The sequence below is a fragment of the Leeuwenhoekiella parthenopeia genome (assembly GCF_020782115.1).
Lineage (GTDB): Bacteria > Bacteroidota > Bacteroidia > Flavobacteriales > Flavobacteriaceae > Leeuwenhoekiella > Leeuwenhoekiella parthenopeia.
The window spans coordinates 119,398-133,465 of record NZ_JAJGMW010000007.1 but is presented as its reverse complement, the minus strand read 5'-3'; the positions used below and the strand labels follow the sequence as shown (position 1 = coordinate 133,465).

8 protein-coding genes are annotated in these 14,068 nt (G+C 41.8%); 4 read left to right on the top strand and 4 right to left on the bottom strand.

All coding sequences use genetic code 11. The features are described 5' to 3' along the window. Nucleotides 1-44: 44 nt before the first annotated feature. From LLW17_RS07390 to LLW17_RS07380, 3 genes are all read right to left on the bottom strand, one after another. A complete protein-coding gene (locus LLW17_RS07390) occupies nt 45-2,075 on the bottom strand; it encodes a M3 family metallopeptidase (protein ID WP_228229613.1) in 2,031 nt (676 codons plus the stop codon). A 217-nt stretch (nt 2,076-2,292) separates the two neighbouring features. Continuing rightward, complete coding sequence (purE, locus tag LLW17_RS07385) at nt 2,293-2,772, bottom strand: 5-(carboxyamino)imidazole ribonucleotide mutase (RefSeq protein ID WP_228229612.1); 480 nt, start codon at nt 2,770-2,772, stop codon at nt 2,293-2,295. 5 nt (nt 2,773-2,777) lie between these two features. After that, a complete protein-coding gene (locus LLW17_RS07380; protein ID WP_228229611.1) occupies nt 2,778-3,935 on the bottom strand; it encodes a 5-(carboxyamino)imidazole ribonucleotide synthase in 1,158 nt (385 codons plus the stop codon). A 204-nt stretch (nt 3,936-4,139) separates the two neighbouring features. Between LLW17_RS07380 and LLW17_RS07375 the strand changes: the two genes are divergently transcribed. The 4 genes from LLW17_RS07375 to LLW17_RS07360 all read left to right on the top strand — a co-directional run bounded on the left by LLW17_RS07375 (nt 4,140) and on the right by LLW17_RS07360 (nt 7,359). Beyond that, a complete protein-coding gene (locus LLW17_RS07375) occupies nt 4,140-5,246 on the top strand; it encodes an adenylate kinase (protein ID WP_228229610.1) in 1,107 nt (368 codons plus the stop codon). 86 nt (nt 5,247-5,332) lie between these two features. After that, nucleotides 5,333-5,725, top strand: a complete 393-nt coding sequence (locus LLW17_RS07370) for a four helix bundle protein (RefSeq protein WP_228229609.1) — start codon at nt 5,333-5,335, stop codon at nt 5,723-5,725. A gap of 30 nt (nt 5,726-5,755) precedes the next feature. After that, nucleotides 5,756-6,769: a GTPase ObgE gene (gene obgE, locus LLW17_RS07365; protein WP_228229608.1), complete on the top strand. Its 1,014-nt coding sequence runs from the start codon at nt 5,756-5,758 to the stop codon at nt 6,767-6,769. A 68-nt stretch (nt 6,770-6,837) separates the two neighbouring features. Then, entirely contained in the window at nt 6,838-7,359 is a 522-nt protein-coding gene (locus tag LLW17_RS07360) for a DUF4136 domain-containing protein (protein WP_228229607.1), read from the top strand. Between the two features lie 68 nt (nt 7,360-7,427). On the opposite strand, the gene LLW17_RS07355 is transcribed toward LLW17_RS07360, so the two are convergent. Beyond that, nucleotides 7,428-14,036 carry an alpha-2-macroglobulin family protein gene (locus LLW17_RS07355; RefSeq protein ID WP_228229606.1) on the bottom strand — a complete coding sequence of 2,203 codons (6,609 nt, stop codon included), beginning with the start codon at nt 14,034-14,036 and terminating at the stop codon, nt 7,428-7,430. Nucleotides 14,037-14,068: the final 32 nt, after the last annotated feature.

The following is a 14,068-nucleotide window of genomic DNA, read 5'->3' as shown; positions in this document are numbered from 1 at the left end:
GGTTAAAAGTTTTGTAAAACCACTAACCATTAACCATTAACGTACTACTTCACCAGTCCTGCCCTTTTCAGCAAGGCCTCGGGATTCGGTTCTTTTCCGCGGAAACGTTTGTATAGTACCATTGGATCTTCGGTGCCGCCTTGCGACAAAATGTGATCCCTGAATTTACGGGCGACTTCCCCATTAAAAATACCATTTTCCTTAAAGTAGGCAAAAGCGTCTGCATCCAGTACTTCGGCCCATTTATAGGAGTAATATCCACTTGAATATCCGCCTTGAAAAATATGGGAGAAGGAGACGCTCATGCAGTTTTCGGCTACATCAGGATAGAGTTTGGTGTTTTCAAAAGCTGCAAGTTCGTGTGCTTTTACATCGGTTATGCCGCTGGGGTCTGCCCCGTGCCAGGACATATCTAAAATACCAAAACTCAACTGACGCAGGGTTTGCATCCCTTCCTGAAAGTTGGCAGCTTTCTTAATTTTGTCGATGAGCACCATCGGGATGGTTTCACCGGTCTCGTAATGTTTAGCAAAGAGCTCCAAAGCTTCCGGCTCATAGCACCAGTTTTCTAAAATCTGACTGGGCAATTCTACGAAATCCCAAAACACCGATGGTCCTGATAAACTGGGATAGGTGGTATTGGCGAGCATTCCGTGTAAACCGTGACCAAATTCGTGAAACAAAGTTGTGACCTCGTTAAACGTCAACAATGAAGGTTTTGATGGGGTAGGTTTGGTGAAGTTGCACACGTTAGAAACGTGAGGACGCTCATTTTGGCCATCTTTCTTAAACTGACCTTTGTACTGGGTCATCCATGCACCGCCGCGTTTCCCGGGACGTGGATGGAAGTCTGCATAGAAAATCGCCATAAAATTGTCCATCTCATCAAAAACCTGATAGGTCTTGACATCTTTATGGTATTTGGGTACATCAAAAACCTCTACAAAACGCAAACCATAGAGTTTTTTGGCAACAGTAAAGACGCCTTCAATTACGTTTTCGAGTTTGAAATAGGGTTTCAGGAGTTCGTCATCCAGTTCAAAAAGTTGTTGCTTTAGCTTTTCAGAATAGTATGCGCTGTCCCACTTTTCCAACTGCTCAATGCCGTCACGTTCTTTGGCGAAATGTTCCAGTTGTTTAAACTCACGCTCGGCGGCCGGTTTCGCTTTTGCAAGCAAATCCTCCAGAAAGCGGTTTACGTTTTCAGGACTTTTGGCCATACGCTCTTCCAGAACAAAATGCGCGTGCGTTTTATAGCCTAACAGATTAGCGCGTTCGTGACGCAGGTTTACGATTTTGAGTACGTTGTCCTGATTGTCAAGCTTATCGCTATGAAAACCCTTAGCTCCAAAGGCAATAGCCATCTGCCTGCGCAGTTCGCGATTTTCAGCATACTTCATAAACGGAATATAGCTGGGATATTCAAGCGTGAAAATCCAGCCTTCCTTATTTTTTTCTTCGGCCGTTTGTGCAGCAGATTCTATGGTGCTTTCCGGTAAACCGGCAAGGTCTTTTTCCTCAGTAATATGCAGTTCAAACTTGTTGGTTTCCGCAAGGATATTTTCACCAAAAGTGAGAGCAAGCTTTGAGAGTTGGGTATCTATTTCGCGTAAGCGTGCTTTTTTTTCTTCAGGTAAATTGGCGCCATTACGGGCAAATCCCTTGTATTTTTTCTCCAAAAGAACCTGTTGTTCGCGGTTGAGGTCTAAAGTCTCGCGCGAATCATAAACGGCTTTTACCCGTTTAAACAAGGCTTCGTTGAGGGTGATGTCGTTTGAGAACTCAGATAAAAGTGGAGAAACTTCCTGTGCAATGTTCTGAATGGTCTCATTAGTCTCGGCACTGTTGATGTTGAAAAAGGCGCTGGTAACACGATCCAAATGTTGACCGGCAAAGTCGAGCGCAGCGATGGTGTTTTCAAAGTCAGGTGCTTGGTTATTTTGAGTGATTTCATCGATCTCTTTTCGTGCTTTATCAATGCCGTCAAGAATCGCCTCTTTATAGTCGGTGTCTGAAAACGAGCCAAATGGTACGAGATCGAAATCTTTAAGTAATATATTTTCTGAATTTTTCAATTTTTCAGTAGTGTTTATGAATATTATGTATTTAAGCTATAAATATGATTGTTTTAACGAATGCAACCAAAATTTTACTTTAACTTTGCATTACCTAACAAAAATATTAGCATAGATCTGTTGTAGAAGGTTTGATTAATAATATTTAGAATGGTTAATAAATACATATAATTTCACCCAGACAGTCTATTAAGAGCCGTGTTTTACACGGCTCTTTTTATTTTTTAAGCGATGCCGCTCCTGCGATCACCTTTTCTTTAAGCCCTTCTTTATAGGTTAAAATACGATCGCGTATCCCTTTATCTGAAGCACCTAAAATCTGTGCGGCAAGAATCCCGGCGTTCTGAGCTCCATCAAGAGCTACAGTAGCAACCGGTACTCCACCGGGCATTTGCAGGATTGAAAGTACCGAATCCCAGCCATCAATTGAATTTCGGGATTTTACAGGAACACCAATTACCGGCAGGGGAGACAGCGAGGCGATCATTCCGGGTAAGTGAGCTGCGCCGCCAGCACCTGCAATGATGACCTGAATACCGCGCTCGTGGGCGTTTTTTCCATAGTCAAAAAGCTTATCTGGCGTGCGGTGGGCAGACACGATATCTACTTCGGTCTCAATGCCTAATTGCTTTAATACGTCTATTGCACTTTGCATCACCGGCATATCGCTGGTGCTTCCCATTATAATTCCTACCATGCTGTTTATTTTGTAATTACGCGTATTGTTTGTTTTACTTTTTCGGCGATTGCCCGGGCTTTATTGAGATCGCTGTTTGCAATCGTCACATGTCCCATTTTGCGAAAAGGACGGGTTTCCCGTTTCCCGTAAATGTGCGGGGTAACCCCTTCAAGGGCCAGAATATCCTGAATCTTTTCGTAATACACATCACCCTGATAACCTTCCTCGCCAACCAGATTTACCATTACTGCTCCTGTTTTACTGGCCGTTTCGCCAAGAGGCAGATTTAAAACCGCACGAAGGTGCTGTTCAAATTGATTGGTATAACTGCCTTCTATACTGTAATGACCACTGTTGTGCGGGCGCGGTGCGACCTCGTTAACCAGAATTTCATCGTCTTTGGTCTGAAAAAGCTCCACGGCCAGCAGTCCCACGTGCATAAAAGCTTCGGAGACTTTGGTGGCGACTTCACGGGCTTTTTGAGCCACAGCATCGTCAATGCGAGCGGGACAAACCACGTATTCAACCTGATTGGCTTCCGGATGAAATTCCATTTCCACAACCGGATAGGTTTTTACCTCGCCTTTTGGGTTGCGCACCACAATAACGGCCAATTCATTTTTAAACGGAATCATCGTTTCGGCGATGCAAGGCACATCAGCGAGTTTGTCAAGATCCTTTTGTTCTCTAACGACCTGTACACCTTTGCCGTCGTAACCTCCGGTGGTACTCTTCCACACAAACGGAAAACTGATTTGGTTTGCGGTGAGCGAAAGCTTTAAGGCTTCCAGGTTTTCAAAACGGGTATAGGGCGCCGTAGGAATGTTTTTTTCAGTATAAAAATCTTTTTGATCGCCTTTGTTTTGAATTTTCCGAAGGGTTTCGGGAGCGGGATATACACTTTTTCCTTCCGCCTGCAAACGCTCCAAAGCCTCTACATTTACGGCTTCGATCTCAAAAGTGATCACATCGGCTTCTTTCCCGAAGTTATAAACGGTATCAAAATCCATCAGATCACCCTGTTCAAAATAGTTTGCGGCTAATCGTGCGGGAGCTTCCGGACTTGGATCCAAAACCCGGGTTTGAATATCAAATTTACGGGTTTCATAAAGCAGCATTTTGCCCAGTTGACCACCGCCTACCACGGCGAGTTTAAAATCTGAAGAAAAATAAGAAGTCATGAAATACGTATGTTTAAGGCTGAAAATTAAAGGTTACAAAAGTAACTTTTTAGGCAGAGATTGGCTAAACAGACGGCTAAATACTTTGGTTTTTTGACGGTCTTTAGCTCTAGGTATTGTACAATTCTAAATGCAAAAGCCGGTAAAGTATATTCGCTTACAATATGTATCTTTGCGCTTTAGCCCAAAACACTGCATATCCCAATGATTAACTTAAGAGGTCTTCAATTTGAAGAATGTATTTCTGAGCAAAAACTGTTGCAGGCCATAGACCGTGTGGCAGCTCAAATCAATACTGATTTTGCGGGCAAAGAACCGCTTTTTATTGTGGTGCTCAATGGAGCCTTCAAATTTGCAACCGAGCTTTTGAGCCGGTTTGAGGGCACCTGTGAGATTGAATTTCTCAAGTTGAGTTCGTACGACGGTACTGCCAGTACAGGCGAGGTCATCACGCATATTCCACTTGATGTTGATTTGGAAGATCGCGAAGTGATCGTGGTAGAAGATATTGTAGATAGTGGCAATACGCTCGAAAAAATTACCGATATGCTGGTAAGCGGCGGCGTGAGCAAATTTAGAATTGCCAGTCTGTTTTTTAAGCCGGGGTCGTACACAAAAGAATATAAAATACATTACGTGGGGCTTGAGATTCCCAACGATTTTATAGTAGGCTACGGCCTGGATTATAACGGTTTGGGGCGTAACCTCAATGCGATTTATAAACTTAAAACCACCAAAATGACAAATCTGGTATTGTTTGGCCCTCCTGGTGCCGGGAAGGGAACACAAGCCTCTTTTTTAAAGGAAAAGTACAATCTGGTACACATTTCTACCGGAGATGTGTTTCGCTATAACATTAAAAATGCGACCGATCTGGGCACACTGGCCAAGTCGTATATAGATAAAGGACAGCTTGTTCCGGACAGCGTAACCATCGATATGTTAAGTGCTGAGGTTGATAAAACCCCTGATGCTAACGGATTTATTTTTGACGGATTTCCCAGAACTACAGCACAGGCCGAAGCTTTAGACGCGTTGCTTGACAACAAAGGAACTAAAGTTGCTGCAATGATCGCCCTCGAGGTGGATGATGAAATTTTGGTAAAGCGCTTATTAGAACGCGGCAAGACCAGTGGGCGAAAGGATGATGCTGATGAGTCTGTAATTCGTAATCGCATCAAGGTGTACTACGACGAGACCGCTATTTTAAAAAATTACTACCAAAAGCAGGACAAGTACTACGGCGTTGACGGCGTAGGAGCCATAGACGAAATCACGGAAAGACTGAGTGCAGTCATAGATGGATTGTAAATTGGTTTTAAGTTTACCGTTTACCGCTTTCTGTTTGTCTCTGAGTTAAAAGAGGGCATGTCTAGATAAGAAACTTATTTTTAGCTATGGCGACGATTGAAAGGTTTGAAGATTTAGAGGTTTGGCAATTAGCAAGAAAGCTTTGTCAAAAGCTCGAACATTTATTTCTCACCACAGGTCTCGGGAAAAGGTATTCACTTTTTAATCAAATGGATCGTAGTTCGGGTTCTGTAATGGATAATATAGCAGAAGGCTTCGGAAGATCAGGAAATTTAGAATTCCGTAATTTTTTGGGTTTTGCGAAAGGTTCCTGTTTAGAATTGAAATCTCAACTACACCGATCTTACGATAAGGGTTTAATCCAGGAAACTGATTACAAAGAATTAGTAGAAAGCTGTGATGCAATAAGCGCCAAGCTTGGATCATTTATCAGTTACTTAAGTAGAACAGATTATAAAGGGGTTAAGTTTAAACAGTAAACTCAAAACCGAAAACAGTAAAATTTTAATATGACTGAAGGAAATTTTGTTGATTATGTAAAAATGCACGTATCCTCAGGTAAGGGTGGTGCCGGCTCTGCGCATCTCCGCCGTGAGAAGTATGTTGCTAAAGGCGGCCCTGATGGAGGTGATGGCGGTCGTGGCGGCCATGTTATTGTGCGCGCTAATCCAAACCTCTGGACGTTATTACATTTAAAATTTAAAAGACACATCAAAGCCGGTCACGGTGAAAACGGCAGTAAGCAAACCAGTACGGGAGCAGACGGCGAAGATGTGTATATTGAAGTACCGCTGGGTACCGTAATTCGCGATACCGAAACTCAGGATATTTTAAAAGAGATTACCGAGGAAGGGCAGGAATACATTGTTGCCGAAGGCGGAATGGGTGGTCTGGGAAACAACCACTTTAAAACCGCGACCAATCAGACTCCGAGATACGCGCAGCCGGGTATTGACGGTCAGGAAACCGATATAACCCTGGAGCTGAAAATTTTGGCAGATGTAGGTCTTGTGGGCTTCCCAAATGCCGGAAAATCAACTCTGCTTTCCGTTATTACAGCAGCAAAGCCGAAAATTGCCAATTACGAGTTTACCACCCTGAAGCCCAATCTGGGTATTGTGCAGTACCGGGACTTTCAAACCTTTGTAATTGCAGACATCCCCGGAATCATTGAAGGAGCAGCAGAAGGGAAAGGGCTTGGATACCGTTTTTTAAGACATATTGAGCGCAACTCAACCCTGCTCTTTATGATCCCGGCAGACGCTCCTAATGTAGCCGAGCAATACCGCATTTTGTTACACGAGCTGGAGAAGTACAATCCGGAGTTGCTAGACAAAGACAAGTTGATTGCCATTACCAAATGCGATATGTTGGATGCCGAATTAAAAGCCGAGCTTAAAAAAGAACTCGATAAAAGTCTCCCGGTAGAATATCTGTTTATTTCTTCGGTAGCGCAGCAGGGCCTTACCCAATTGAAAGATCGCCTGTGGGCAATGCTCAACCGCCCGGCAGTAAGCGAATAGTCTTAGATTTAGGATTTTATTGACTTAAGAGATGCTTCATAATGTCTACTTTTAAAAGAAAAGATATTATGAAGCATTTTTTTATTCTGCTGATGGCGATTAGTTTGATTTCATGCGGAAGCACGCGCGTAGATTACGACTACGATGAGGAAGTTAATTTCAACACCTATAAAACGTATAATTATATGCCCGATATGCAGTCGGGTTTAAGTCAGCTTGATTTAAACAGGCTTATGGATGCCGTTGACCTGATTATGCAGGAAAAGGGATTTCAAAAGGCAGAAAAGCCTGATCTGCTGGTCAACATCACCGCTTCACAATACCGCGAGGAGCCTCAAAATTCGGTAGGTATAGGTGTTGGAAATGGCACTTATGGCACCGGGGTAAGCGTAGGAGCCGGAATTCCTCTGGGCGGATCTAAAGAGCATCAGACCATTACTTTTGATCTCGTAGAAGCAGCCCGCGATGTATTGGTCTGGCAGGCAGTAAGCGATAGTAATATCGCACTTAACACTAATCCGCAGGATCGTGTGAGTTACTACACCAAACTGGCAAATAAGGTATTTGAAGGTTTTCCGCCGGAGCAATAAATAGCTATATTTTCCCGGGCTTATAAACTTAAAAAAACCGGTAAAGCGATAGAGCTTTACCGGTTTTTTTATTCTTGAATGTCTACCCGTTTCCCTGTTGTATGACCTGAAAATTCCGGAGCATACATACTTTCGATAGTGGTAATCCCATTACTGAAATTTCCAGCATTATTTGCACGAACGTTGTATTCCAATACATAAGTTCCCTTGCGCAAGTTGTCAAAAAAGAAATGCGTAGCAGCGTCACGGGTACTTTCATAATAGGAAGCATTATCCTGATATTTATACCGGGATAATACATTTACAGGTTCAAAACCACTGGCGCGCGTATCTTTTAAGTGTATAAACTCCATATCTGAAGTAGTACGTACCACCAGGCGTACGGTTACAAGATCCCCTACTTTAATGGGAGTATTCTTGTCGATTTTTTTAAGAGTTGATCCGGTAGGTCCATTTTCCTTAAGGTATAATTGCTGTTCTACATTTAACGGACTTTCAGAGTTAGATTTAATGTTATCCAAATCTTCAAAGTATTGCCAATAGGCCCCTCCAAATCCGGGTGATGTGTTTTTGTTTTTAATTTCAATCGTGGCGAAATCCGGACTAATTTCTTCAGCATTCCAATTTAGTTTCAAATATCCTGTACCGGCTTCTTTAGCCGTTTCGTGCAGCTTTTTAGTTTTAATACTGTTTCCGCCCAATTCAATTTTAGTGTTATCTGATACAGCTAGCCAGTCGTTTCCACTTAAAAGAAGTGCATAGGCAGCTTCAGTAGTAGACTTGGTTGTGGGCCAGCTGTTAGTACGTTTATTTTGTAATAACCAAACTTTGAGTTCTTCAATGCTTTTAGTGTCCTGAGTAATTTCGGTAAAAGCTTCAATAATGAGCGCGTGTGTTTCTATTGACGCCTGATACCAGTACCATCCCGGCTTATTGGATTTCCAGTACATACCATTAGTTTCAGAATATACTGCGCTTTCCTTAAGGCTGGTAAGAATTTTTTCGGCTAAATCTTTTTTGTTCATGCGATTGGCCACAAGTGCCAGCAAGCCTTTTTCGTAGACAGATAGCTCCAGCCAGTTTTTTTCGCGATATTCAAGAATTTTTGCAGCAATTAGGCTAACGTCATTTTTAAGAGGTGCATCTTCCAGAAAATAACTGCGCGTGTATAAATAGTGCAGATGACTGCGTTGTTTGTAAAAGTCTTCGGGTTTTAACGAATTGAAGCTAAAGTTATTTTTATCTCTTATGAGCTTAGTGTCCAGGTATTCCAGGCCACTGTTTACAATGCCTGAGTCATCTATACTAACGCCTAGTTTTTTCAAGTGACCGAAACCTGCAACCACGTGACGCGTTATAAACTCACTTGCAGAGCCGCCTGAGAACCAGGGGAAGGCGCCCGAACCCAGCTGGTTGTTTTTCAGCCTTGCCAAACCTGTAGCTTGTGCTGTTTTTAACTTTTCAACCTCAAAAAGCTTTGCAATTCTGTTTTTGCGCTCGGTTTCGGAAGCAGCATCACGCACCCAGGGTGTTTCAGACAAAATCAAATTTTTAAGTTCTTCATTTTTCTCGAGGTTACTTATGAGTACGCTGTCTTTCTTCCAGGAATTGAACACATCGGCGATTTTAGGCTCGCTTGTAACAATATGGGAGCCCAGGCTATTGGCATAGATTCTAGAGAAAATTTGTTCTGAGCATTCGTGTTCAAATTCCATCAGATAGGGGAGGGCATGTATGGCATACCAGGCCGGGTTTGAGGTGTATTCTATAGTGAATTTATGATTGGTTAATGTTGATGAGTTGGTCTGCTTTAAATTATCAAACTCAAAAGTCCTAGTCTCCCCAGACCTCACAAATAGCGGAATGCTCTCGGTTACTAAAGTGCGATTGCTTAACACCGGAAGTATGTTTTCCTCGCCATCTGAGAAGGATTCTGATTTTGCAACTACCCGGTAGGTCACAGCCTCAATGTCTTGAGGAATGGTCAAAGTCCAACCCACTGCAGCACTTTTTTTAGACATAAGGTTAAAGCTGCGCGTAGCATTAATATTTGCCAGTTTTACATCGACAGGCTCCCCGGTTAGTGCATCAAAGAGGAATAAGGTCGCCATACCATTCTGAATGCCTGAGCTGAGATTGGTAATCTTTGCTGTAAGGTTAATGGTGTCTCCCTGTCTTAGAAAACGTGGAGCATTAGGTACGATGCTTAGTTCTTTCTGAGTAACAGTGGTTCGTTCCATTTGACCGGTTGTCCAGCTTTTATCGTGTGCCAGTAATCGTAATTTCCAACGGGTGAGTGCTTCGGGTGTTGTGAATGAAAAGGAGAAATCTCCATTTTTATCGGTTTGAATATGTGGAAAGAAAAATGCGGTTTCATCCAGATTTTTTCGGGCTTCAACCTGTGTAAGGTCTTTTAGAGCTTGTTTGGTAGTGATTAAAATCACTCCGTTTGCTCCTCTAGAACCGTAAACTGCCGTGGCTGCAGCATCTTTAAGTACGTCTATACTCGTAATCTCACTGGCAGACATATCAAAGTCTTCTACCGGCACACCGTCTACAATGTATAAGGGTTTTTTCCCACCTGAAACAGTAGCCACACCACGTATGCGTATTTCCTGAGATGTACCGGAAGCATTAGTCACTTCGACTCCAGCGACTTTTCCTGCGAGCACAAAACTTATATCTTCTTCTGCATTCATCACAGAACCTACCGCACTAGCTTTTGTTTGAGTACCATAACCTACTACCACCACTTCCTCCAGGCTAGCCGAGTCCTCATCAAGCATAATAAAAAGGTTTTTGTCTTTGGCTACGACTGCCTGCTTACTTATGAAGCCAACGTAGCTAAACTCCAGGGTTGCGCCGGGTTTTGCATCCAATGCAAATTGCCCGTCAAAATTGGTCGTTGTGCCGTTTTGGGTTCCTTTTACAAGAACAGTTACGCCCGGAAGCGGTTGCCCGTCGCTATCGGTTACGATACCTTGAGTATTTCCCTGCAGCGTGGACTGTTCTGAGACCGTTGATGCAACTATTGACTCTACATAGCGCCTGTATTGATACGAATTAGGGCTTCCAAAGGTGAAACCAAATGTTTTTAACTCATCAAAAGTTGATAATACCGAATTCTGGTAATTGGTGTAGCCCCGGTATGGATTTCTAAAATAGCTCAGATCATTAATGTTAGGCTGATTGAAAGAAGGGAAGCGCGTATAACCACCATAATAGTAATCATCAAAATCAACATCGGTGGACCAGGATGAAGTCGTGAATTCATCAAGGGAAGCATCGTACATGGAAGCCAGAATCTCGGCATTAGGAGTTTTGCCGGTGCTTTCTTTTAACGTAAAACTCCAGGTTTCTTCAATACCCGGTTGTATTTTAGTTCTGAAGGTTTTGGTACTAAAAAGCAACTGTGATTTTTCCTGAACAGGGCTGGTGATTGTGGTTTGCCAGGAAACCGGTAAGCCGTTCTTAATACCAAAAATTTGAATATAGGTTCCCTTTTGCTGCGTATTTTTACAAGGGACTGTAAGCTGTACAGGCTCGGAAATTTCAACTTTTTTACTGTAAAAATTTTCCTGCCCGTCAAATGCTTTTACAAAAACCGGAAGACTATCAAAACCGGTTGCTAAACGAAGTTTAATACTTTTAGAATCGTTCAAATCCTTATCCAGAATGTTTACTTCAAAAGCCTTGTAGTCTGCGAGCTTTGTGGCAGCGGGGTCTGTAAGGTCAAAGGTTTCCCGGGTTTCTGCTGTGGCTCCGTTTTCACTTTTGAGGTTTAAAATAGTTACATATTTTCCGGCAGGCCATTTTTCATCGGTTAGCAATTTTTGTTCAAGGACGCCGTTGGTTTTAAACGAAGTCTCAAACAGGAGCTTGCCTTTTGGCCAGTTTTCTATTTTTTGCTCCTCAAAATAAGGTTCGGTAGGGAAGGCCTTCTTAAAATCTTCGGCAGCGATTGTCTGAATTTCAGGGGCTTCCCAAAGCCGATCTCCTAAAATACGGTCAGGTGCCTGTAGCTTAAAGATTTGTACTGTACCCGAAGCAGCAACTTCCTGATCATTTAGGTTTTTTGATTCGATATGAAGCGCAAGACTGTCATTTATTAATACCTGTCGGGGTAAGCGTAGGTTTGCGATTAAATTTTTATTACCAATTCTAACTGTGGTTGTAGCGGTTCGGGTTTCTCCACTGAGATCGGTTACTTCTGCGAAAAATTTGTAGTTGTAGATAGCTTCGTCATCATCAAAATTCTCTGAGAGAAAATTGATTTTAAAGTTACCGTCCTGATCTGTGAAAATGGTGTCATTAGCAATTTGTGTGGATTCCGCATTTCCTCCATAACGCCAGTAACTGAACTGTTTGGTTATTGTAATGGTATATTTAACCGGAATTTCAGAAAGTTTAGCCCCCATAAAAGACTCGGCTATTCCTGTTACCTGAATGCTATCCCCTGGTTTAAATGCTTCTTCCAGAGGATTAAATGTTACCTCAAATGTGGGGCGCTTGTATTCTTCAACTTTAAAAGTTGTGGTTTGCCAGTCAAACTCGTCAATACTATCGTAGAAGAAGGTGTCTTCATCAAAATTTTCCTCCGCATAGATCGAAAAATTTCCGGTAAGTCCACTTTTAGGAAGTATAAATTCTCCTGAGAACGACCCAAATTCGTTGGTTTTTAGAATAATATCTTCAATTTCTTCATCATTTGCATTATCCACATAAACGCTTACATATTCATTAGGTATTGTCTGGGTTTTACCATTAAGCCTTAAAAGTAAAACTCCTTTAAAATACACTTTTTGTCCAGGTCTGTAAATGGCACGGTCTGTATAAACAACGGTGCGGGCAATGGAGTCTGTGTTTTCTTCAACATCCTCTAGACTTTGATAATAGCCGGGATAATAAGAAACCGTTGTAGAGTCGGTTGGGGTCTTAATGCTTATGTTGTTTATTCTTCTTTCACCGGGGTGTTTTCTAAGATCTGTTACGCCCTGTACATCTGTGTAGTTAAGCTGGTCTATTACTCGAGTGGAGTAATTGCCGTTATTTAGAATTGTGTAGGTAGTTACCTCTGCATTTTTGACAGGCAAGCCAGTTGTTTTATTGAATACCTGGAGCCTTTCATACCTGTCAAATTCGGTTTGAGTTGCTGTAAGACTACTCACATTAAAGAAGCTATAGGTACCCAATTTATCTTTAATATTTGATGCGGAAGCGTATATTAAATAGGGTCCTTTTTTAAAAGCAGGCAAGATCGTTTCGGTACTGTGCTGGTTAGCGTCTTCAGACCCTGGTAATAAAATTCGATCTTCAACTAATGGGCTGGTTTCCAGAAATTTTTTTAGAATTGAATCTTCAAAAAAAGTTTTTCCACGGGCATCCAATAAGGCAGCTGTAGCCTTATAGATGCGAATCTTTAGCGTATCAATGTTTTTGTAATTAATGAGGAGCCGGCCTTTTTGTTCTGGAGTCCAGGTTTCCTGAGTTCTCAAATTGAGCTCGGGTCTTTGTAAATCTTCTAATAGCTGAGCCGCTTTTATAGAGTAAGCAGACTCGGGAAAATTCTCAATTATTTTTTGTGAAAGATCAATCGCCTTAGAATTGTAATCGGGATATTTTAGCAGCCAATTACCGTTGTTTAGTTTCTTAAGATGCTCAAATTCTTCCTGGCTATAGCCTGAATTTTCTGAGTATTCTTCCAGTTTGGTACTAGCGAGGTCTTTGTATTTTTCAGCAAGTTTTAGGCGAACCAGACCTTGAATTTCTCTTCCTTCATGCGCTTTTTCTAATTGGAGTAAGGTGTTTTCGTATAAGAGCCATTTTTCTTCAGACAAATGATACTGAAAGACATATTCCAGTCTTTCTAAAATTGTAAAGACTAAGGCCTCCTCATTTTTATTCTCTTCGTGCAGGCGTTCGAGTTTTTGATACTGTTTAAGTATATCTACTCTGGAGAATAGGCTATCCGGAGTTTTAAATTGTATTTCGGTAAACGCATTGCCTAAATCGAAAAGTTTGTCGCTTTTAAGCTCATAGGTTTGTTCGGGTCTGGTAAGGTTGTAAAAATCGGTTCTATAAAAATCAAGGCTTTCATGAGCCAGAATATCATAAAGGCTGGGGCGGTATTTGCGGTTAAGTTTTGCAGTAGTAAGTAAAATCTCATAGTTTCCGGAAGGTTGTTCAATGAGTTTTTGGCTATTATTAAGTGCAAATTTATAGGTTTTACGAATCTGTTTTAAAAGCGTCATGAGATCCCAGGTTTCTATATCGTTGAGGTCGGGATTGTTAATTTGTCCACGTCGGCTAATCGTCCACCTGTTTTCTTTGTAATAATCGTTAAGCCATTTAGCTTTATAGGTTTCCAAAATGGCACTGTACGGGAAAGGAATTTCGCTTATGGTCTTATTGACCTCTGCAAGAATAAGGTTGTTTGAGTTTTCTGTATTGATTTGTAAAAATTTCCAGCGGTAAATTTTCGCCTTGAGGTAGGTGTCATAATCTTTGTTGCGCTTTGACTTTTTGAGAACAGTTTGCGTTTCCTCAAGGGCTGACGCAATTTTACCATCAATTTCATTAAGATGTATGGTTTTCCAGGAGTTGTCATAACCCGAATCCTGCCCCCAGCAAAAATTTAACGAATAGAAAAGGACAAGGAGTGTAATTATTTTATACATCGAAACGTTTTTTGATTAGTATTGATAATATA

What these genes read in the sequence shown, in the direction of transcription:
- purE (WP_228229612.1), bottom strand. Translation starts at nt 2,772, where the DNA reads ATGGTAGGAATTATAATGGGAAGCACCAGCGATATGCCGGTGATGCAA.
- LLW17_RS07360 (WP_228229607.1), top strand. Translation starts at nt 6,838, where the DNA reads ATGAAGCATTTTTTTATTCTGCTGATGGCGATTAGTTTGATTTCATGC.
- LLW17_RS07380 (WP_228229611.1), bottom strand. Translation starts at nt 3,935, where the DNA reads ATGACTTCTTATTTTTCTTCAGATTTTAAACTCGCCGTGGTAGGCGGT.
- LLW17_RS07355 (WP_228229606.1), bottom strand. Translation starts at nt 14,036, where the DNA reads ATGTATAAAATAATTACACTCCTTGTCCTTTTCTATTCGTTAAATTTT.
- LLW17_RS07370 (WP_228229609.1), top strand. Translation starts at nt 5,333, where the DNA reads ATGGCGACGATTGAAAGGTTTGAAGATTTAGAGGTTTGGCAATTAGCA.
- LLW17_RS07375 (WP_228229610.1), top strand. Translation starts at nt 4,140, where the DNA reads ATGATTAACTTAAGAGGTCTTCAATTTGAAGAATGTATTTCTGAGCAA.
- obgE (WP_228229608.1), top strand. Translation starts at nt 5,756, where the DNA reads ATGACTGAAGGAAATTTTGTTGATTATGTAAAAATGCACGTATCCTCA.